This window comes from Nitratireductor mangrovi (assembly GCF_007922615.2).
GTDB lineage: Bacteria > Pseudomonadota > Alphaproteobacteria > Rhizobiales > Rhizobiaceae > Mangrovimarina > Mangrovimarina mangrovi.
This window is the reverse complement of the sequence record NZ_CP042301.2, coordinates 563452-582811: the sequence shown is the minus strand read 5'-3', so window position 1 is coordinate 582811 and position 19360 is coordinate 563452. Positions and strand designations below refer to the sequence as shown.

14 protein-coding genes are annotated in these 19360 nt (G+C 67.1%); 7 read left to right on the top strand and 7 right to left on the bottom strand.

The window, feature by feature from the left end:
* Positions 1-136 precede the first annotated feature (136 nt).
* The gene (locus FQ775_RS02740) at positions 137-3559 is read left to right on the top strand and encodes a CHRD domain-containing protein (RefSeq protein WP_167812746.1); all 3423 of its coding nucleotides are present in this window, start codon (positions 137-139) and stop codon (positions 3557-3559) included.
* A 180-nt stretch (positions 3560-3739) separates the two neighbouring features.
* Positions 3740-4933: a serine hydrolase domain-containing protein gene (locus tag FQ775_RS02735; protein ID WP_146301648.1), complete on the top strand. Its 1194-nt coding sequence runs from the start codon at positions 3740-3742 to the stop codon at positions 4931-4933.
* 42 nt (positions 4934-4975) lie between these two features.
* On the opposite strand, the gene FQ775_RS02730 is transcribed toward FQ775_RS02735, so the two are convergent.
* The 4 genes from FQ775_RS02730 to FQ775_RS02715 form a co-directional block, all read right to left on the bottom strand.
* Positions 4976-5905 (bottom strand): metal ABC transporter permease, encoded by a 930-nt coding sequence (locus FQ775_RS02730; protein WP_146301649.1) that lies wholly within the window; start codon positions 5903-5905, stop codon positions 4976-4978.
* Positions 5906-5935: 30 nt separating this feature from the next.
* Positions 5936-7147 (bottom strand): metal ABC transporter permease, encoded by a 1212-nt coding sequence (locus FQ775_RS02725; protein ID WP_146301650.1) that lies wholly within the window; start codon positions 7145-7147, stop codon positions 5936-5938.
* A 4-nt stretch (positions 7148-7151) separates the two neighbouring features.
* Positions 7152-7958: a metal ABC transporter ATP-binding protein gene (locus tag FQ775_RS02720; RefSeq protein WP_146301651.1), complete on the bottom strand. Its 807-nt coding sequence runs from the start codon at positions 7956-7958 to the stop codon at positions 7152-7154.
* Between the two features lie 94 nt (positions 7959-8052).
* Positions 8053-9027 carry a metal ABC transporter solute-binding protein, Zn/Mn family gene (locus FQ775_RS02715; RefSeq protein WP_146301652.1) on the bottom strand — a complete coding sequence of 325 codons (975 nt, stop codon included), beginning with the start codon at positions 9025-9027 and terminating at the stop codon, positions 8053-8055.
* 651 nt (positions 9028-9678) lie between these two features.
* On the opposite strand from FQ775_RS02715, the gene FQ775_RS02710 reads away from it, so the two are divergent.
* Together FQ775_RS02710 and FQ775_RS02705 are read left to right on the top strand one after the other, a co-directional pair.
* Positions 9679-10773, top strand: a complete 1095-nt coding sequence (locus FQ775_RS02710; RefSeq protein WP_167812745.1) for a porin — start codon at positions 9679-9681, stop codon at positions 10771-10773.
* Between the two features lie 239 nt (positions 10774-11012).
* The gene (locus FQ775_RS02705) at positions 11013-12128 is read left to right on the top strand and encodes a pyridoxal phosphate-dependent aminotransferase (RefSeq protein ID WP_146301654.1); all 1116 of its coding nucleotides are present in this window, start codon (positions 11013-11015) and stop codon (positions 12126-12128) included.
* 73 nt (positions 12129-12201) lie between these two features.
* Here the strand turns inward: FQ775_RS02705 and FQ775_RS02700 are convergent, their stop codons facing one another.
* Together FQ775_RS02700 and rnk are read right to left on the bottom strand one after the other, a co-directional pair.
* Positions 12202-12741, bottom strand: coding sequence for a GreA/GreB family elongation factor (locus FQ775_RS02700; protein ID WP_146301655.1), 540 nt, complete (start codon positions 12739-12741; stop codon positions 12202-12204).
* 147 nt (positions 12742-12888) lie between these two features.
* Positions 12889-13335: a nucleoside diphosphate kinase regulator gene (gene rnk / locus FQ775_RS02695; protein ID WP_146301656.1), complete on the bottom strand. Its 447-nt coding sequence runs from the start codon at positions 13333-13335 to the stop codon at positions 12889-12891.
* A 432-nt stretch (positions 13336-13767) separates the two neighbouring features.
* On the opposite strand from rnk, the gene FQ775_RS02690 reads away from it, so the two are divergent.
* The 3 genes from FQ775_RS02690 to FQ775_RS02680 all read left to right on the top strand — a co-directional run bounded on the left by FQ775_RS02690 (position 13768) and on the right by FQ775_RS02680 (position 16921).
* On the top strand, positions 13768-14376 hold the full coding sequence (locus tag FQ775_RS02690; protein ID WP_146301657.1) for a TetR/AcrR family transcriptional regulator: 609 nt from the start codon (positions 13768-13770) through the stop codon (positions 14374-14376).
* Between the two features lie 2 nt (positions 14377-14378).
* Positions 14379-15542 (top strand): isovaleryl-CoA dehydrogenase, encoded by a 1164-nt coding sequence (locus FQ775_RS02685; protein ID WP_146301658.1) that lies wholly within the window; start codon positions 14379-14381, stop codon positions 15540-15542.
* A gap of 128 nt (positions 15543-15670) precedes the next feature.
* Positions 15671-16921, top strand: a complete 1251-nt coding sequence (locus tag FQ775_RS02680; RefSeq protein ID WP_146301659.1) for an adenylate/guanylate cyclase domain-containing protein — start codon at positions 15671-15673, stop codon at positions 16919-16921.
* Positions 16922-17058: 137 nt separating this feature from the next.
* Here the strand turns inward: FQ775_RS02680 and FQ775_RS02675 are convergent, their stop codons facing one another.
* Positions 17059-19209 carry a DNA/RNA non-specific endonuclease gene (locus FQ775_RS02675; RefSeq protein ID WP_146301660.1) on the bottom strand — a complete coding sequence of 717 codons (2151 nt, stop codon included), beginning with the start codon at positions 19207-19209 and terminating at the stop codon, positions 17059-17061.
* Positions 19210-19360 lie beyond the last annotated feature (151 nt).

Here is a 19360-nt window from a genome sequence, read left to right as displayed (position 1 = left end):
CGGTGCCTTGGTGGTGCGCGCAAAGACCTTGCACGTTCCGGTAAGCTGCTCCAATCTCCCGCCCGGTGGGATCGCCGGCCCGTGCCAGCCGGGCATGGCGCCGCGCACGGTCCCGCAAGGAACGGGATCGTCCGTCATGGCAGCCTTCTTCGGCACGTCGCAGAACGATGTCTACACCTTCAATTTCGGCGCCAACGACACCTTCGTCGACTTCCGCTCGCTCTACTTCTCGGCGACGCTGAGCGGCGCGCAGGAGGTGCCTCCCAATGGCAGCGCCGCCTCGGGCACGGCGATGGCCAAGCTGCGGGCCTCGGAGACCCGCCTCGATCTGTCCGTGGAGACCCAGGGCGTCGATTTCGGCGGCCAGACGCCGACCGGCACCGACGACGTGACCGGCTACCACATACACAACGCCGATGCCGGCGTGAACGGTCCTGTCGTGTGGAACATAGAGACCGACGTCAACACCTCCGTCGACGCCGCCGCCGGGTCGTTCACTTCGGTCTGGTCGACGGCCGACGGGCTCAATGCGGGGCTGGTCGGGCGGCTCAAGGCATCCGGGCTCTATGTCAACATCCACACCCTTTCCTTCCCCGGCGGCGAGATTCGCGGCCAGCTGAGCGCGGTCGCCGGCTCGACGGGCAACGACCGCATCGACGTGCGGCCGCTCGGCATTGGCAGCTTCGAGACCATCCAGGCGATCGCGGCCTCGGTGGGACAGGACACCGTTCTGGCGGTCTTTGCCAATGGCGTCGCCTCGACGCTGACGCTGGCGGGGTTCGGCGTCAACCAGCTCGCCGCCTCGCAGTTCATCTTCGAGACCAGCCAGTCCAACGACACCCTGTCGGGCACGGCGGGCGCCGATGACCTGTTCGGAGCCGGCGGCAATGACCGCCTCGAGGGCCTTGCCGGCAACGACCGGCTGTTCGGAGAGACCGGCAACGACGTGCTGGTCGGCGGCGCCGGCGCCGACCAGCTCTTCGGCGGCTCCGGGACCGACACCGCCGACTATTCCGCCGCCGCAACGCGGGTGGCCGTCAACCTGGCCGACGGCACGGCGTTCGGCAGCGACGCGCAGGGCGACGTCTTGTCCGGCATCGAGAACATCATCGGCACCAACTACGTGCCCCTTCCCGACATCCTCACCGGCGACGGCGGCGCCAACCGGCTCGAGGGGCTCGCCGGCGACGATCAGCTCTTCGGCGGCGGCGGCAACGACGTGCTGGTCGGCGGCGCCGGCGCCGACCAGCTCTTCGGCGGCGACGGGACCGACACGGCGGACTATTCGGCCGCCGCGACGCGGGTGGCCGTCAACCTCGCCAACGGCACGGCGTTCGGCAGCGACGCGCAGGGCGACGTCTTGTCCGGCATCGAGAACATCATCGGCACCAACTACGTGCCGCTTCCCGACATCCTCACCGGCAACGGCGGCGCCAACCGGCTCGACGGGCTGGCCGGCGACGACCAGCTCAATGGTCTCGGCGGCAACGACGTGCTGGTCGGCGGCGCCGGCAACGACATCGCCAATGGCGGTGACGGCAACGACGTTCTCAATGGCGGCGACGGCGACGACACGCTCGACGGCGGCGCGGACGACGACTTCCTCACCGGCGGCGCGGGCGCCGACATGCTGATCGGCGGGCTCGGCACCGATACGGCCGAATATCTGAACTCGACCAACCGCATCAATGTCAACCTGACCACCGGCGCCGGGCTCGGCGGCCACGCCCATGGCGATACGCTTGCGGGCATCGAGAACATCATCGGCACCAACATCCTGCTGACGGACTACCTGACCGGCAATGCCGCGGCCAACCGCATCGAGGGGCGGGCCGGCGACGACGAGATCCGCGGCATGGCCGGCAACGACGTGCTGCTCGGCCAGGACGGCAACGACCTCGTCATGGGCGGCGCCGGCGACGACGACCTGTGGGGCGGGTTCGGCAACGACCAGCTCAAGGGCGAGGCCGACAACGACCGGCTGCTCGGCGGCGCCGGCGCCGACCAGCTCGACGGCGGCGACGGGACCGACACCGCCGACTACTCGCTGTCATCGGCGCGGGTGGCGGTCAATCTGGCGGCGGGCACCGGCTTCGGCGCCGACGCCCAGGGCGATACGCTCGTCAATGTCGAGAACCTTGTCGGCACCGACTATCTGCCGCTGCCCGACATCCTGACCGGCGACGCCAACGGCAACCACATCGACGGCCGCGCCGGCGACGACATCATCTACGGCGGAGACGGCAACGACACCCTCGTCGGCGGGGACGGCAACGACACGCTCTACGGCGGAGATGGCAACGACACGCTCACTGGCGGCGCCGGGGCCGACACCCTCACCGGCGGTGCGGGCAGCGACACCGTCGACTATTCGGACTCCAACAACCGCGTCGCGGTCAATCTCGGGACGAACTACGCCGCCGGCGGACACGCGGCCGGCGACGTGATCTCCGGCGTCGAGAACATCATCGGCAGCAACTTCCTGGCGCTGGGCGACGTCCTGACCGGCGACGCCAGCGCCAACACGCTGCATGGCCTCGCCGGCAACGACGAACTCGCCGGGGCCGGCGGCGACGACGTCCTGTTCGGCGGGACCGGCAACGACACGTTGAGCGGCGGCGAGGGCAACGACACCCTGCACGGCGAGGACGGCAATGACAGCCTGAATGGCGGTGAAGGCGATAACCATCTGTTTGGCGGCGAAGGCGATGACCATCTGCGCGGATGGAACGGCACCGATACGCTGACCGGAGGCGACGGCAACGACACGCTGTTCGGCGACGACGGCAACGACCATCTGTTCGGTGGCGCGGGCAATGACAGTCTGAGCGGATGGTGGGGCGACGACACGCTCGACGGAGGCGACGGAGACGACGGGCTCTTCGGCGGGCGCGGCACCGACACGCTCACCGGTGGCGACGGCGACGACACGCTCGGCGGCGGCGACGGCGCCGACACGCTCTACGGCGGGGACGGTACCGACACGGCGAGCTTCGGGTCTCTCACCGGCGTGACCGTGAACCTCGAGACCGGCGATGCCGAAGGCGACACCTTGTTCTCGATCGAGAACGTGACCAGTGGGTCCGGTGACGACGAATTGACCGGAGACGCAGGCGCCAACCGGCTCGACGGGGGCGCCGGCGCGGACACGCTGTACGGCGGAGATGGCGCGGATACGCTGGTCGGCGGAGATGGCGCGGACGTACTGGAAGGTGGCGGCGGCAACGACATCTTCGCCTATTTCTTCCAGACATTCGACTACGACGAAAGTGGGGACACGATCACCGACTTCGTCCAGGGCGAAGACAAGATCGACCTTTCCCCTACCATGGGCGCGACGCCCTTCACGTTCCTCGGGCAGGGAGAATTCACGGCAACGACATGGGGCACCGCCATGGAGCTGCGCTATTTCCTGGAAGACAACCCCGGCACGGAGAACGACCGCACCATCGTCGAAGGCGACATCTACGGCGAGGACATCGGGCCGCGCGGCGAGGCCGACTTCCAGATCGAGCTTGCGGGGCTGCACAACCTCACGGCCAACGATTTCATCCTGTAACGCCTTCGCCTCGGCGCGCCCGCGGCGAGGGCCGGCGCGGCAGCGTAGTGGGCCCGCGGTTGGCTGAGGCCGGACCCTGCCCGGATTCGCCGTTTCGTCCGAACTGCATCCCCTTTCGCCAGGCGGCCTTGCCCTTGTCTGCCCTTGCTGCTGCGCGCCACGCCCCGTAAGCATCGGGGCATGACAGACGCCGCTCCCGCTTCCCAGCCCCCTCCCCGCGATCGGATCAGGCTCGGCAACTGGCGCACCCACCCGGCTAGCCTGTGGTCGTTCCAGAACGTCGGCGAGTTGGTGCCGTCGGCCGACATCCTGCGTGGCGAAGGCGAAACCGAGCCCGGGCCGGGCGCGGGTGCGCTGGATGCGATGGCACTGGTCGCGCCTGACGGCGAGCGGACAAGCGCGGTCGCGCATCTGGAGAATTCGCATGGCGATGCCTTCGTGGCGTTGCGCGACGGGCAGATCGTCGCTGAATGGTGCGCGCCGCATTGCGATCCCGCCCGCCCCCACATCATCTTTTCGATTTCCAAATCGGTGACCGGGCTTCTCGCCGGCATCGCCGTGGCCGACGGCATGCTCGATCCCGAGGCGCCGGTCACCGACCATGTCGCGGTCCAACCCGGTTCTGCCTTTGCCGATGCCCGGGTGCGCGACCTGCTCGACATGACCGTCGCCATCGACTTCGAGGAAAACTATCTCGACCGCGAAAGCGATTTCGACCGCTACCGGCGCGCCATGCTGTGGAACCCGGAGCATGACGGCAGCGCACCGGAAACGCTGCACGAGGTGCTGGCCTCCCTGGTGCGGGCGCCCGGTGCGCATGGCGAGCGCTTCCGCTATGCCTCGCCGGTGACCGACATGCTCGGCATGGTCGTCGAGAAAGCGACCGGCATCCGCTATCACGACTATCTCGCCCGCCGGCTGTTCGGCCCGATGGGCGCGCGCGGCCCGTCTTGCGTCACAGTGGACAGGGAGGGCACGGCGCGCGCGGCCGGTGGCATCTCCATGACGGCGCGCGACCTTGCCCGGCTCGGCCAGCTGGTGCTCGACGGCGGCGCGGCCGGCGGCCGCCAGATCGTGCCGGTCGACTGGATCGCCGATATCCGCACCAACGGCAAGCGCAGCGCATGGGTCGACGGCGACTTCGCCGGCCTGTTCCCCGACGGGCGCTACCGTTCCTGCTGGTACGCTGTCGGCGACGACAATGGCAGCCTCAGTTGCATCGGCATCCATGAGCAATGGCTGTGGATCGATCCGGTGAACAAGGTCGTGCTGGTCAAGATGTCGTCGCGACCCGAACCCAGCCACGACCCGGCAACGATGCGCGAAGCGTCCATGCTGGCGCAGATTGCCCGCAAACTGGGCGGCGCGGCCTGAACCGCGCCAGGCCGTCGGCGGGCGCAGGCTCGGGCGCCGCGGTCAGGTCGCGTCGCGCGGCGCGCCGATGCGGGATCGGTGCGGTGCAAACAGACAGGCAAGGCCGAGGATGAGCCCTGAAACCGTCGCGATCATGCCGGCCGCGCTGACCGCGTCGTCAGCGCCCAGCCACAAAGGCCCGTAGCCGGCAAGTACGTAGCCGGCGACCGCCGAGAGCACGGCGAAAGCGACACTCCACACCACCTGGATCTCGAGCCGGTTGGTCATCAGGCGCGCGGCGGCGGGCGGGCAGATGAACATCGCGATGACGATGATCGAGCCAACCGCGTCGAAGGCCGCAACCGCGGCCACGGCTGCGGTCACCACCAGCGCGAAGCTCAAGACAGCCGTCGGAATGCCGATCGTGGCGGCAAAACCCTCGTCGAAGGTGGAAAGCTTCAGAGGTCGCCAGAAAATGAGCGTCAAAAAAGCGATCATCGCGGTCACGACCGCCATCCGCGTCAGTTCGGGCGGCAGGTCGGCGAGCGCGAGGGGATCGACCAGCGACGCCCAGCCGTCGGCCGCTAGCCAGATCAGGCTCTCCAGATTGCCGTAGAGGGCGTGTTCGACGTCGAGATGGACCGAACTGGTGTCGCTCTGTTCGAGCAGCAGCACGCCCGCGGCAAAAAGCGAGGTGAAGGTGACGCCCATTGCAGCACCCGGCTCGATGCGGCCGAGCCGCTTGATGGCCTCGATCAGGATCACGGACACGACCGCAGCACCCGCCGCCCCGAGCATCATCGGCCATGTGGAAATGACGCCGGTCACGAGGAAGGCGACGACGATGCCCGGCAGCACGACATGGCTGATGGCATCGCCGATCAGCGCCTGCCGGCGCAGGATGAGAAAATTGCCCGGCAACGCGCAGGCGATCGCGGCGAGCGTTCCGATCAGAAGCGGGGTCAGGCTCAGTTGGACGAATTCAGCGCCCATGCGGCGGCATCCTCGATGTCGATTGTGGCTTCATCGGGCGACCGACGGCCCGCCGATGATGCGGTCGATCTCGGCGATCTCGTCGCGGGTCAGCACGGTCTCGATCGGGGTGAGGCCGTCGTAGCGGCCGGAGACCGTCTCGTCGCTGTGAATTTCGCGGGCGACCTGCCAGCGTTTTTCATCGCGCAGCGTCCTTGCCGCCAGCGCCCTGCCCCTGTCGGTCGCGACGCGGTCGCCGCGGATCAGGCGGTTGCGGCGCAGGACCCGCAGGGTCAGCGGATCGAATATCTGTTCCTGGTGCGCCAGTGCCAGCAATCCCTGGCGCAGATGAACGCGGCGCTGGAAGCGGAGATGACGGACGATCGCGGCCAGCACGCCGCGATTGGGCGCGAGCAGTAGCGACAGGACGAAAAGCGCGAAACAGACCAGAACGATGATCGGCCCGGTGGGCAGTTTCGGCGCCGAGGCGGAGAGCGCCGCACCAAGGTAGCCGGAGACGCCGCCGATCGTGCCGGCGATCCAGATCACCCGGTCGGTGCGCTCGGTCCAGAAGCGCGCGGTCACCGGCGGAATGATCAGCATCGCGACGACGAGGATCAGGCCGACCAGCTTGAGGCCGATCACCGTGACGGCCATGACCAGCCCCATCATGGCGAGGTCGATCAGGCGCACGGGAACCCCGGAAGCGGCCGCGAACTCGGCATCGAAGGCGACCAGCGTCATCGGCCGGCGCAGCAGGAACACCGCGACAACCGAGAGCGCCCCGCCGATCGCGATGACCACCGCGTCCTGGAAGAGCATGCCGGCGGTGGAGCCGAGCAGAAAGCTTTCGAGCCCGGCCTGCCGGCCGCTCGACATGGTCTGGATGACCGTCAGGAGCACGATCCCGAACCCGAAAAAGACCGAAAGCACGGCGCCGATCGCCGCGTCCTCGGCAAGCCGCGTGCGCCGCGCGATCCACTCGACGAGGAGAAGCCCGATGCTCGCGCTGATCGCCGAGCCGAGGAGCAGGCCGACGAGGTTGCGGCCGTCGCCGCCAAGCAGGACCATGATGATGAAGGCGATGCCGACGCCCGGCAGGGTGGCGTGCGCCACGGCGTCGCTGACCAGCGCGCGCTTGCGCAGGAACAGGAACGTTCCGCCGCTGCCGCCGGCGACGCCGAGCAGGGCCGCGCCGATGGCAACGAGCGTGGCGTTGTAGCCGGACTGCAAGAGCAGGGCATCGAGGAGCGCGTTCGACATCGCTTCAGGCCACCGGCAGCTTCAGCTGGTCGATGTGGGCGGCGGCCAGCCGGCCGCCATAGGTCTTCTGCAGATTGTCGCCGGTGAAGGTGGTGGCAACGGGGCCCTCGGCCACCTTGCGGACGTTGATCAGCAGGACATGGTCGAAATAGTCGGCGACGGTCGCCAGATCGTGATGCACGCACACGACCGTCCGCTTGTCGGCCTTCAGCGATTTGAGCACGTCGATGATGGCCTTTTCCGTGGCGGCGTCGACGCCGGCGAAAGGCTCGTCCAGCAGATAGAGATCGGCGTTCTGGGCGAGGGCGCGGGCGAGAAAGACGCGCTGCTGCTGGCCGCCGGAAAGCTGGCCGATCTGGCGCTGGGCGAAATCAGCCATGCCGACGCGATCAAGGCAGGCGAGCGCGGCCTTGCGATGTTCGCCTCGTACCAGGCCGAGCAGGCCCAGTTCGCGGTACAGGCCCATCATGACGACGTCGATGACGCGGGTCGGAAAGTCCCAGTCGACGGAGGCGCGCTGCGGCACGTAGGCGACGCGCCGGCGGGCCTTCGCGAAGGGTTCGCCGAACACCGTCACGCTGCCCGAGAGGCGCGGCACGATGCCAAGCACCGCCTTGAGCAAGGTCGACTTGCCGGCGCCGTTGGGGCCGATGATCGCTGTCATGCTTTCAGCCGGAATTGTCACGTCGACCGAAAACACCGCCGGCTTTTCGCCATAGGAAACGGTGATGCCCTGGACCACCAACGGCGCATCGGCGGAAGAGCCCGCCGGAACGTGCCGGGAAACCAGTGCCATCGCAGCTTCGCTCATGTCGTGTCGCCTTCGCGGTGAGGGGCACACACCCCTTTCGAGTTTCGTTCGGAGGGGCGCCGGGTTCCGCGCGCCCTTCCGGGGTGGGCCGAGGTCAGCTGCCCACCGAGAGCTTGTCAAGCATGCCGCGCGCGGGCGCTTCACCGCCGAGTGCGCGCGTGATCGTCGTCGCGTTGTGATCGATCATGCCGAGATAGGTGCCCTCATAGGTGCCGTCAGCGCCCATGGCGTCGGAGAAAAGCTCGCCGCCAACGACAACCTCATGGCCCCTGGCCGCGGCGCCTTCGATGAGGGCTCGGATGTTCCGGTCCGAAACCGACGACTCGACGAACACGGCGCCGATGTCGCGCGCGACCAGCATGTCGACAAGCTCGGCGATGCGGTTGAGACCTGCCTCGCTTTCGGTCGAGATGCCCTGGATACCCATCACCTCGAAGCCGTAGGCGGAACCGAAATAGTTGAACGCGTCGTGAGCGGTCAGGAGCACGCGGCTTTCGGCCGGAACCGAGGAAAGCACCCTGGTGGTGTAGTTGGCAAGCTCGGCCAACTCCCCAAGATGCCTGGCGGCATTGGCCTTGAAGGTCTCGGCCCCGTCCGGGCTGGTCGCGATCAGGGCATCCCGCACGGCGATCACGACCTTCGACCACAGGTTCGGGTTCATCCAGACATGCGGGTCGAACTTTTCGTCATAATCATCATGCGAAAGCAGCATGTTGCGTGGCAGGCTCTCGGCGACCGCAACGACGTTGCGCTTGGCGGCCAGGTCGCGCATGAAGTCTTCCATCTGCGCCTCGAGGTAGAGGCCATGCCAGAGCACGAGGTCGGCATTGATCATGGCCGCAATGTCGGTGCGGGTCTGGCGATAGGCATGCGGGTCGACGCCCGGTCCCATCAGCGCCTTCACCGCCACCAGGTCGCCGCCGACCTGGCGCGCCGCATCGGCGATCATGCCCGTGGTGGCGACGACATCGATCTTCTCGTCGGCCGCCGCCGGCGCGGTCGCGTTCAACGCCCCTATCGCGGCCACCGCCAATGCGGCCATTAGCGACCGCCTCATCCTGTCGAACATTCGACCTCTCCTGTCGAGCTGGTTGGCAAATTCCGTAGCCCGGCGCGGCTCCAAAACTGCAATTGCGAAGCATTTGCAAAACGGGTTGACGCATTCGGCTTCCTACTCACATTATGCAATTGCAAATGAATTGCAACTAGATTGTTGAACACGAAGCATGACCGCCTGTCCGGAAGGCGCGGCAAAGCGCGTGGTCAGGCCGATGCGTGCAATACGTCGGAGGCAGCCCGGCCAAGTTATGGAGGAGGCGGCTCATGCTCGGAAACCTGCGGGCATCTCAGGAAAGTCGTTACGCCGAGTCGCGTGCGGCAAACTCGCCCGGTGCGATGCCGGCACGTGCGGCCACCATCATCTCCCTGCGCATCGACCCCCAACGCGACAGCGCCTGCGCGCCGTGGCGTAGCGTGTTCGGTGCAGTTGCCCGAGCATTGTGCAGCGCAGCGTAGCACAATTGTCACACGGGCAGGCCATTGTGCGGCCGGCTCATTTGGCGACGCGTTTTGTCAGCAGATGTCGCTAGCCACACGGCCGCAATTCTGCCTAATGTTGAACAACAGTTTCACAATTTGTTATAACATTACGGTACGCGACCCAGGATCGGCCCACCCAGAGCGGGTTCCCAAGCCGGCTCAGCCACAACCGGAGACTAGAATGCACCTGAGAAGTTTGCTCCTTGGCGCCGCAGCGGCGCTGGCCGCGGTTCCCGCCGCGCGGGCCGCCGATGCGGTCGTGATCGCCGAACCGGAGCCGGTCGAATATGTGCGCGTGTGCGATGCGTTCGGCGCCGGCTTCTTCTACATCCCCGGCACCGAGACCTGCCTGCGCATCTCGGGCTATGTCCGCTACCGGGTCGGCGCGACCAGCGATGACGGCGTAACCGACACGCCGAACTTCAACGGCTACGCGCCCGACGGCTGGAACAAGGAAACGCGCGCCCGCGTCAACATCGACGCCCGGCAGTCGACCGAGTGGGGCCTGCTGCGCAGCTATCTGCGCCTTCAGGCAACCTGGGGCGTGCCGTCGGATGGCCCGGTCCGCGTCGACCAGGCGTGGATCAGCCTCGGCGGCCTGCGCATGGGTTATTCGGAATCGGCATGGTCCGACACTGTCGGCGGCGTTAACACCACCGGCTCGCATTCGGACGGCGCGCTCTGGTACGGCGACCAGCAGCGTCATTTCATCCAGTACAATTTCGGCGGTGACGAAGGCATCTTCGGCGTGATCTCGCTTGAGGACGACACGCTTTCGGGCGAAGGCTACATGCCCGACGTCGTCGGCGTGCTCTCCTACCAGCAGGGCTGGGGCGGCGTCTGGGGCCGTGTCGGCTATGACGAATCCTTCGACGGCTTCGGCGCGTCGGTCGGCGTTCAGCTCAACGTGCCCAACACCGACGGCTCCAACTTCCGCCTGATCGGCTATTATGCCGACGGCGACCACGCCTACGGCACCGGCAGTTCCTACGGCGCCATCACCGGCGGCATGGGCAACTCGGAATGGGCGGTGCTGACCTCCTACTACCATCAGATCACCGAGCGCCTCGGCGGCTCGGTCGGCTTCGAATATTTCAGCGACTTCTATGCCGGCGGCTCGACGGTTTCCACCGGGCTCGACGGCTACGTCGCGGAAGTGTCGCTGATCTGGGAACCGGTCGACAATTTCGAGATCAACACCGAAGTCACCTACGACAAGATCGATACCTTCGGCGGCTCGGTCGGCGGCTTCGTGTCGTTCAAGCGCAGCTTCTGATCCGATCGGATTTCGATGCCAGAACGGCCCGGCGGCGACGCCGGGCCGTCCTCGTTGGCAGGGTGCCGCTCGGGCCCGATGACATAGCGTCGGCGTAGCAGGGGGCGTGTTTCTTGCCCCCTACGGCGCAGGGCTAGGATCATGCCGTTCGCTGACCGACCCCGGATCAGCAAACCGGCGATTGTTGCCGCCGGCATTTCGGCATAGGTTCGCCGCGACTGAAATCCGGACGATGTCTCATGCCGCACCGCCCTGCCCTGACGCCGCTTGTCGAATCGCTGCCCGCGACCGTGCCCTTCGTCGGCCCGGAAGCGCAGGAGCGGAGCCGCGGCCGCCCGTTCCGCGCCCGCATCGGCGCCAACGAAAACGGTTTCGGCCCCTCTCCGCGTGTCGCGGCCGCGATCGCCGAGGCCGCGCCCGAAAGCTGGAAATATTGCGATCCGGAAAACCACGATCTGCGCGCCGCGCTCGCCGCGCAGCTCGGCGTCGGCATGGAGAACATCGTGGTCGACGGCGGTATCGACATCCTGCTCGGTGTCACCGTGCGCCAGTATGTCGAGCCCGGCGCGGCGGTGGTCACCTCGCTCGGCGCCTACCCGACCTTCAACTACCATGTCGCCGGCTTCGGTGGCCGCCTGGTCACGGTGCCTTACGATGGCGGCGACCGCGAAAGCCTCGACGGGCTCGTCGACGCGGTCAAGCGCGAAGGTGCGCCGCTGGTCTACCTGTCCAACCCGGACAATCCGATGGGCACCTGGTGGGAGGCCGATGATGTGGTGCGCTTCATCGACGCGCTTCCCGAAACCACGATGCTGGTGCTCGACGAAGCCTATGGCGAGACCGCCCCCGCCTCGGCGCTGCCGCCGCTCGACGTGACGCGGCCCAACGTCCTGCGCATGCGCACCTTTTCCAAGGCCTACGCGCTTGCGGGGCTGCGCTGCGGCTACGCCATCGGCGAGCGGGAGACGATCCGCGCCTTCGAAAAGGTGCGCAACCATTTCGGCATGTCGCGCCTGGCGCAGGTCGCCGCGCTGGCCGCACTTCACGATCAGGCGCATCTGGCCGATATCGTCACGCGGGTCGCGGCCTGCCGAGACCGGATCGCCGGCATAGCGGCCGAGAACGGGCTCGTGGCGCTGCCCTCGGCGACCAATTTCGTTGCCATCGACTGCGGCGGCGACGGCGACTTTGCGCTCAAGGCGATGGAGGCGCTGGTCGCCGACGGCATCTTCGTGCGCAAACCGATGGCGCCGGGCCTCGACCGCTGCATCCGGGTCTCGGTCGGCCCGGAAGCCGAAATAGCGCTTTTCGCCGAGGCGCTGCCGCCGGCGCTTGCGGCAGCGCGTGGCGGTTGACCGGAACCAAGCCGTCAACCGCCGGCCCCGCAACGGACGGCCGGAAGCCGTGCAGGTTGGACGGCCGCCTGGTCTAGGCGGCTGGGGGACCGGGATCGTCAAGACCGCCGGAGCCGGCCGAAGGCGGGCGGCACGGGCTCTGAACGCCGCCCCGGATCAGCGTCAGTACGGGCCGATTTTCCGGTGGCGGTGTCGTGCGCGCCAGTGCATGCTTCTCGCGCCGCGCGGCCTCGGGCTGATAGAGCACGCTTTCCAGGACGACCGTCTCTTGAACGCCGTCCTGTCCGGCGAACCGGAGCGGTTGGCCTTCGCTGAGGCCGATCAACGCGAGCCCTCGCATCGAGGTAAGGGGAAGGAAAAGACCGACCGGCGATTGCATGCGTTCATGCGAGATCACCCGGGTGTCGGGCTCGCGGCCGTCGACGCTGAACGTGACACGGCTGTTGAGGGTGGCAACGTTCGCGGGAATGTCCTCCCCGAAGACAACACGGGCCGCCCCGAGCTTGGTTGTCAGAAGTATCGCCATGGGGTCGTCCCGCCCCAGGCAGCGCTCGAGCATGACCTCGAGGATCGTGTGGTCCTTGGTGGTGAGGATACAGTCTTTTTCAGACATCGCAGTTCTCCCCCGCTCCTTCAGGGAGCGGTTACGGTTTCGACAACAATGGAGAATCCCCTGGCCGCAGGTGGCGGCTCAGGGGCTACGATCCTGCGAGCAGACAGCCCCCGAACAGTGTCAGCCGGCAGAAAGGGCTGGCGTCGCTCATGAGGCGCGACCGTCTTGCTGCCCCGCAGCCGACACGCTGCCGCTGCCATTGTCCACGCTCATGACGGTGAGCCGATGAAGCCTGCCGTCGGGCGCGGTCCAGTCGATCGACTGGCCGGCCGCCAGGCCGATCAGTGCGACGCCGATGGGGGTCATGACGGAGATCCTGCCCTCGGCAATGTCTGCCTGACCGGGAAATACCAGCGTGACGGTGCGATCCTCGCCGAGATCGCTGGCAAAACGCACGTGCGAACCCATACGGACGATATCCGGAGCCAGCCTCGATTCGTCCACCCTTCGCGCACGGTCGAGTTCGGCGAAGAGCTGATCGGCGAGGCCGGGATTCCGCCTGGCCAGGCCGTCGGCCAGCCGAGACAACCGTTCATGGTCGGAGCGGGTCATGGCGATGGCCGGCTTGCGCTTTCGCTTGATATCGATCGTCATTCCCCGATGAACCTCGCAAATCCGCCGCCGGTACATCTCTCATGCACGGCGCCGTGTCCTGTTCTGCAAATGAAATGTCGCGCGTGGCGTTCGCGTCAGCCCGCTTGTCGCGGAAACTTGCCTTTGCCCCGGCAGCCGGGGCGCGACGCGACCGGGCCCGGGGTCAGTGTCCCGCGATAGGACACACCCTGTGTGGCATCAGGAGGGATTGCTCGGCCCGGTTCATGCCTTGAGACTTTGTGCAGGTCGGCGGGCATGTCAAGCCCCACGCGGTGCTGGACCAGCCGACGCAACCCTGTGGCTCGCCGCCACGGCACCACGTTGCGGCCGCGGCTGCCAGCGCTTCCGTCGTCCGGGTCCGACACGAGCCTCGGCGGCGACCTTGAATTAAATGAACGTTTGTTTTATTAATCGGCGCGAAGGAGACATTGCTTGGCGCGCACCACGGGATCATTCGGCGAAAGGACGGAGGCGGCGATCCGCGAGGCGGCCGCCAGCCTGATCGCGCGCTACGGCTACGAGGCGGTGTCGATGCGCCGGCTGGCGGAGGAGGTCGGCGTGCAGGCGGCCGCCCTCTACCGCTATTTCCCGACCAAGGAGGAACTGCTGTTCACGCTGATGCGCGAGCACATGGAGGCGCTGATCGCCTCCTGGCAGGCGGCCGACCCGGCCGGCCGCGACGAGGCGCAGAGGCTCGCCGCCTTCGTGAAGAACCATATCATCTTCCACGTCGCGCGGCGTCACTCGACCCATGTCTCCAACATGGAACTCAGGAGCCTGTCGCCGGAGAAGCTGACGGCGATCCTGAAGCTGCGCACGACCTACGAGAAGGAGTTGCGCCGCATCCTGCGCGAGGGCGCCGCCAAGGGCGCCTTCCTCGTCGACGACGCCGAACTGGCGGCGATGGCGATCATCCAGATGATCACCGGCGTGATCGTCTGGTTCCGGCCCGACGAGCGGCTTTCCGTCGCCGAGGTGGCTGACAAATATCACACCATGACGATGCGCCTGGTCGGAGCCAGGGCACGAGCGGAGGCTTGAAGATGTACACGCATACGATGCAGTTCGGGCTGGGCGAGGAGATCGAGGCGCTGCGCGACATGGTGCGCCGCTTCGCGTCGGAAAAGATCGCGCCGGTCGCCGCCGAGATCGATGAAACCAACGAGTTTCCGGCCTGGCTGTGGAAGGAACTCGGCGATCTCGGCCTGCTCGGCATCACCGCCGATCCCGACTATGGCGGCTCCGGCATGGGCTACCTCGCCCATGTTGTGGCGATCGAGGAGATTTCGCGAGCCTCGGCCTCGGTCGGGCTGTCCTATGGCGCCCATTCCAATCTCTGCGTCAACCAGATCCGGCGCTGGGGCACCGATGAGCAGAAGGCTGCCTACCTGCCGGCGCTTTGCACGGGCGAAAAGGTCGGCGCGCTCGCCATGTCGGAGGCCGGCGCCGGTTCCGACGTCGTTTCGATGCGGCTCAGGGCCGAGAAGAGGAACGACCGCTATGTGCTCAACGGCACCAAGATGTGGATCACCAACGGGCCCGACGCCGACACCATGGTCGTCTACGCCAAGAGCGATCCGGAACGGCATTCGCGCGGCATCACCGCCTTCATCGTCGAAAACACCATGAAGGGCTTTTCCGTCGCCCAGAAGCTCGACAAGCTCGGCATGCGCGGTTCCAACACCGGCGAGCTCGTCTTCGAGGATGTCGAGGTGCCGTTCGAGAACGTGCTGCACGAAGAGGGCCGCGGCGTCGAGGTCTTGATGTCCGGGCTCGACTATGAGCGCGTGGTGCTGGCCGCCGGCCCGGTCGGCATCATGGCCGCCTGCCTCGACGTCGCCGTGCCCTATTGCCACGAACGCAAGCAGTTCGGCCAGAAGATCGGCGAGTTCCAGCTGGTCCAGGCCAAGCTCGCCGACATGTATGCCACCCTCAACGCCTGCCGCGCCTATGTCTACGCGGTGGCGGCGGCCTGCGACCGCGGCGAGACGACGCGCAAGGATTCGGCCGGCTGCGTGCTTTTCGCGGCCGAAAAGGCCACGCAATGCGCACTCGACGCCATCCAGTTGCTCGGCGGCAACGGCTATATCAACGACTATCCGACCGGGCGGCTCCTGCGCGACGCCAAGCTCTACGAAATCGGCGCCGGCACCTCGGAAATCCGCCGCTGGCTGATCGGCCGCGAGATGATGGCGGAGAGCGCTTAAGCGCGGCGAAAATCGGCGCCACGCGCCGGCCTCCCTCCCGCCAGAGCCTTCTCGAGGCGATTGCGGCGGCTGCGCGAAAGGCGCACTATCCGGCCGCCCCGGCATAGGGGTGTCTCGGGGCGAACGCCATGCTGCTGGCGTCCTATTTCGACTACGGAACACACGGCTACCCGCCCAAGGTCGCACGCCGCCTGCGCGCGACCAACATCACCGCCGGCGCGGTCGCGGCCACCATGGTGGTGTTCCAGCTTGTCAGCCCCGGCCTGCCCGACTGGCTCACCGTCGCGACGATTGTCGGCAACGCATCGATTCCCTTGCTGCATCGCTTCGGGCCGGTCGCCGCACCCGTCGCCCTGATCGCGCTCCTGTGGCTGCATGTCAGCCGCGTCATCCTCGAGATCGGCACCAGCGACGGCATCTATCTCGCCTTTCTCAGCGCCGCGCCGCTGTCCATCCTGCTCCTCGGGCTGGAGCGGCTGTGGATCGCCGCGCTCCTGTCCATCGTGTCGATCGCCCTCGCTGCGGTGCTCTTCATCACCGTCCCTGCCGATACCGGGGTCGTCACCCCGACGGAAACGCGGATCAACTTCGTCCTCAACCTGACCCTCAACGCCACGGTCTTGTTCCTTGTCATCGCCTATATCGCCCGCATCGCCGCCAGGGCCGAGGAGGCGGCCGAACGCGAGCGCGAGCGCTCCGACCTCCTGCTCCTCAACATCCTGCCCGAGCCGGTCGCCAACCGCCTCAGGGACGCACCCGGCGATCTCGTTGCCGACCGCTATCAGGAAGCTTCGGTGCTGTTTGCCGACATCGCGGGCTTCACCCGGCATGCCTCGCAGGCCGAGCCCGAGGCGCTCGTCGGCTTCCTCAACACGGTCTTTCGACGTTTCGACGCGATCGTGGAAAGCCACGGTCTGGAAAAGATCAAGACGCTCGGCGACGGCTATGTGGTCATGAGCGGGGTTCCGGTCCCGCGCGCCGACCATGCCGAGGCGCTGGCGCATGCCGCGCTTTCCTTGCGGGACGCGGCCAGCGGCCTGACCGACATCTCGGGCCAGCCGCTTGCCATGCGCATCGGGCTCGCCACCGGTCCGGTGATCGCCGGTGTGATCGGTTCGAAAAAGTTCTTCTACGACGTCTGGGGCGATGCGGTGAACATGGCGGCGCGCATGCAGGAAACCGGCCTGCCCGGGCGCATCCACGTCACCTCGGAGATGGCCCGACTGCTGGAAGGAAGCTTCGCGCTCACCGCGCGCGGTCCGGTCGAGGTGAAAGGAAAGGGCAGCAGCGAGACCTGGTTCCTGGTCGGCTCGCGCAAGGCCGGACACCACGCCATCGTGGACGAAGATACGATCGAAAACCCCGTCGACCCGGTTTGATCCAGGAGCGCCGGCTGATCAAGCCGACCGCTACGACTTGCCTTAAGCAGGCCATCGCCTCCCCCGGATCTGCATCAGACGGTGCCGGGATTGCCGGGACAGATGGGACGCCAGGCGGCCCGTAGACGCCAGCCAGCTCAAAACAGGATGTCGCCGGGTCCCTTCAGGGGCCGGTCGCTGCGGCGTTCGCGCGCGAACACCTCGCCCAGTTCGGCCACCGCCATCGGGTCGACATTACGCAGCGGACCGAAGTCGATGCCGGTCAGTTCCTCGATGCGGCCGATGCGGACCTGGCGCACGTCGAAACGGCCGACGTCGAAACGCTCGGCGGCGAGATTGTCGATCAGGTCGCTCTGGTGCAGCACGAACCCGACCGCGCCAAGACCGCCGGACCGCGTGTGATAGGCCACCACCTTCCAGAATGCGCTCGGGATCAGCAGGCCGCGATGCACGCGGTCATCGGCGCCGAACACCGGCCCGTTGAAGACCGACAGCCGCTTGAGCCCGTCCCTGGCCTGGTGGGTGACGTGGTTCTCGAGTTCGCCCCACAGCCGCAGATCCTTCGGCTGCGACTTGCGGCTCTGGTTGAACACCTCGTGCTGAGGCGCGCAATTGGTCCAGTGGAAGGTGTCGTCATTGGCCTTTCGCGCTTCCGCCTCGCTGTAGCCCCAGCCGGCGTCGACGCGGCGGGTCAGGTGGCCGCGATCGAGCGGATTGTGTTTGTAGAACGCGTTGTCGGCCTGTTCGCCGTCATCAAGGCGCGGATCGAGAAACCAGGAATCGGTTCCGCGCTCCTGCGCGAAGGGCGCCTCGGCGTCGTAATTGACCGCCGACAGGTAGGCGAGCCGCCGGTCCGCGTTCATGACCACGCTGTAGTGGTGGTATCTCAGCTCGTTCTCGCCGTCATCGGCCAGCGCCACGCGGCCATGGCGCGGGTCGACGACCCGCGGCAGCGGCAGTTCGATATCGAGGAAATCGCGCCGATAGCCCGGGCGGCTGCCATAGTCGGGCTCCGGCCGCACCTCCTCGAAGAGCGGTCCGGGCCGCGCGACCAGTTCGCCGCCCGCCTCGCCCACCGAGACGCTGATCGTCAGCGGAATGGTGATCGTCGCCGAGCCGCGCAGCGCCGGCATCGCGATGGGAACCGCAGCGGCAGCATGCGGCTTTTCGACCTCGATCGGGCGCACCGGTCCCATCTCCTCCGATTCGGCCCGCGACAAGAGGCCCGACAGGAGCTCGCCGGCCTCGCCGCCCAGGCCTTGCCTCAGCTTGAGATGGCTGATGATGCGCGAAATCCGGATCCCCTCATTGCCGACCCATTTGATGTCGGAGACCGGCATGTTGTCCGTCCACACCTGCCCGGCCTTGGTCAGGATGTCGCCATTTGCGTTGCGGTCGGGAACCGCCGAATGGTGGAGCGCGACGACCTCCCAGCGATCGTTGAAGACGGGCGAGCCCGAAGAGCCCGGCTCGGTATCGGCCCGGTAGTGGGCAAAACGGTCGTTGGGCGCCTTGGGCAGGGCGCTCAGCGCATTTTCTCGGATCACCACCTCCTTCAGCCGCCCCTGCGGGTGCTGGACGATGTTGACCGGGTGGGTGACGAGGATCTTGCCTTCCAGCCCGACCAGCGGGCAAAAGCCGTGCTCGGCCAGCGGCGAGCCGTCCTCGGCCACGGGCGCCACCGCGACCAGCGCGTAGTCGAGATCCTTATCGTTGAGAAACAGCCGGTCAGGCTCGAGCCGGAAGCGGCGCACCGTCTTGCGGGCGCCGGCGCGGTCGCGCTGATAGTCGAACTCGGCGACGCTGAACTCGGCCCACTCGGCCTGTTCCAGAACGTGCTCGTTGGTGATGAGCAGCGAAGGGCTGACCATGAAGCCGGTGCCGTAATAAAGCGAACCGTCCATGCGGGTGGCGACCCGCGCCACGGCGCGGCTGGCGTGGCTGCCGAGGTCCAGGAACTCGGCCGACAGGAAATCCTCGGTCGAACCGATCACGCGCTCGACGAACGACGCCTTGATATCGCTCTTGCGCACGACGTCGCAGGCGATCAGTTCCTGCACGCCCTCGGGCAACACCACGCGCTCGGCGGCATCCATGGCGCTCACCTCGCGCAGCGCCTGGGCACGAAGCCGGTTGGCATGCTTGGCGATGCGCTCGGCGGTATCGATCTTGTCCAGCTTCCCCTCGCGCGCGGCGCGCTCGGAGCGCTCGCGCTCGGACTTCGCCGCATCCCACCGCGATGCCGCGTCATTCAGCCGCCGTAGAGAAACCCGGAACTGGCCTGCCATGGCCCACCCTCCCCGTCACGCTGATGCAACCTTGTGTTGCCGCCTCATTCTACACAATCATTCTCCTGGTTATTGTGACGCACATCACACAAGACGGACGAAGCATCGAAGGTGCCGCCGGTTTCCAGGTCAGGCCGAGACCCGACGTTGC

Bases quoted from the DNA above. Each gene is read 5' to 3' on its own strand.
- FQ775_RS02735 (WP_146301648.1), top strand. From the start codon at position 3,740: ATGACAGACGCCGCTCCCGCTTCCCAGCCCCCTCCCCGCGATCGGATC.
- FQ775_RS02715 (WP_146301652.1), bottom strand. From the start codon at position 9,027: ATGTTCGACAGGATGAGGCGGTCGCTAATGGCCGCATTGGCGGTGGCC.
- rnk (WP_146301656.1), bottom strand. From the start codon at position 13,335: ATGACGATCGATATCAAGCGAAAGCGCAAGCCGGCCATCGCCATGACC.
- FQ775_RS02705 (WP_146301654.1), top strand. From the start codon at position 11,013: ATGCCGCACCGCCCTGCCCTGACGCCGCTTGTCGAATCGCTGCCCGCG.
- FQ775_RS02725 (WP_146301650.1), bottom strand. From the start codon at position 7,147: ATGTCGAACGCGCTCCTCGATGCCCTGCTCTTGCAGTCCGGCTACAAC.
- FQ775_RS02730 (WP_146301649.1), bottom strand. From the start codon at position 5,905: ATGGGCGCTGAATTCGTCCAACTGAGCCTGACCCCGCTTCTGATCGGA.
- FQ775_RS02740 (WP_167812746.1), top strand. From the start codon at position 137: ATGGCAGCCTTCTTCGGCACGTCGCAGAACGATGTCTACACCTTCAAT.
- FQ775_RS02700 (WP_146301655.1), bottom strand. From the start codon at position 12,741: ATGTCTGAAAAAGACTGTATCCTCACCACCAAGGACCACACGATCCTC.
- FQ775_RS02710 (WP_167812745.1), top strand. From the start codon at position 9,679: ATGCACCTGAGAAGTTTGCTCCTTGGCGCCGCAGCGGCGCTGGCCGCG.
- FQ775_RS02680 (WP_146301659.1), top strand. From the start codon at position 15,671: ATGCTGCTGGCGTCCTATTTCGACTACGGAACACACGGCTACCCGCCC.
- FQ775_RS02675 (WP_146301660.1), bottom strand. From the start codon at position 19,209: ATGGCAGGCCAGTTCCGGGTTTCTCTACGGCGGCTGAATGACGCGGCA.
- FQ775_RS02685 (WP_146301658.1), top strand. From the start codon at position 14,379: ATGTACACGCATACGATGCAGTTCGGGCTGGGCGAGGAGATCGAGGCG.
- FQ775_RS02720 (WP_146301651.1), bottom strand. From the start codon at position 7,958: ATGAGCGAAGCTGCGATGGCACTGGTTTCCCGGCACGTTCCGGCGGGC.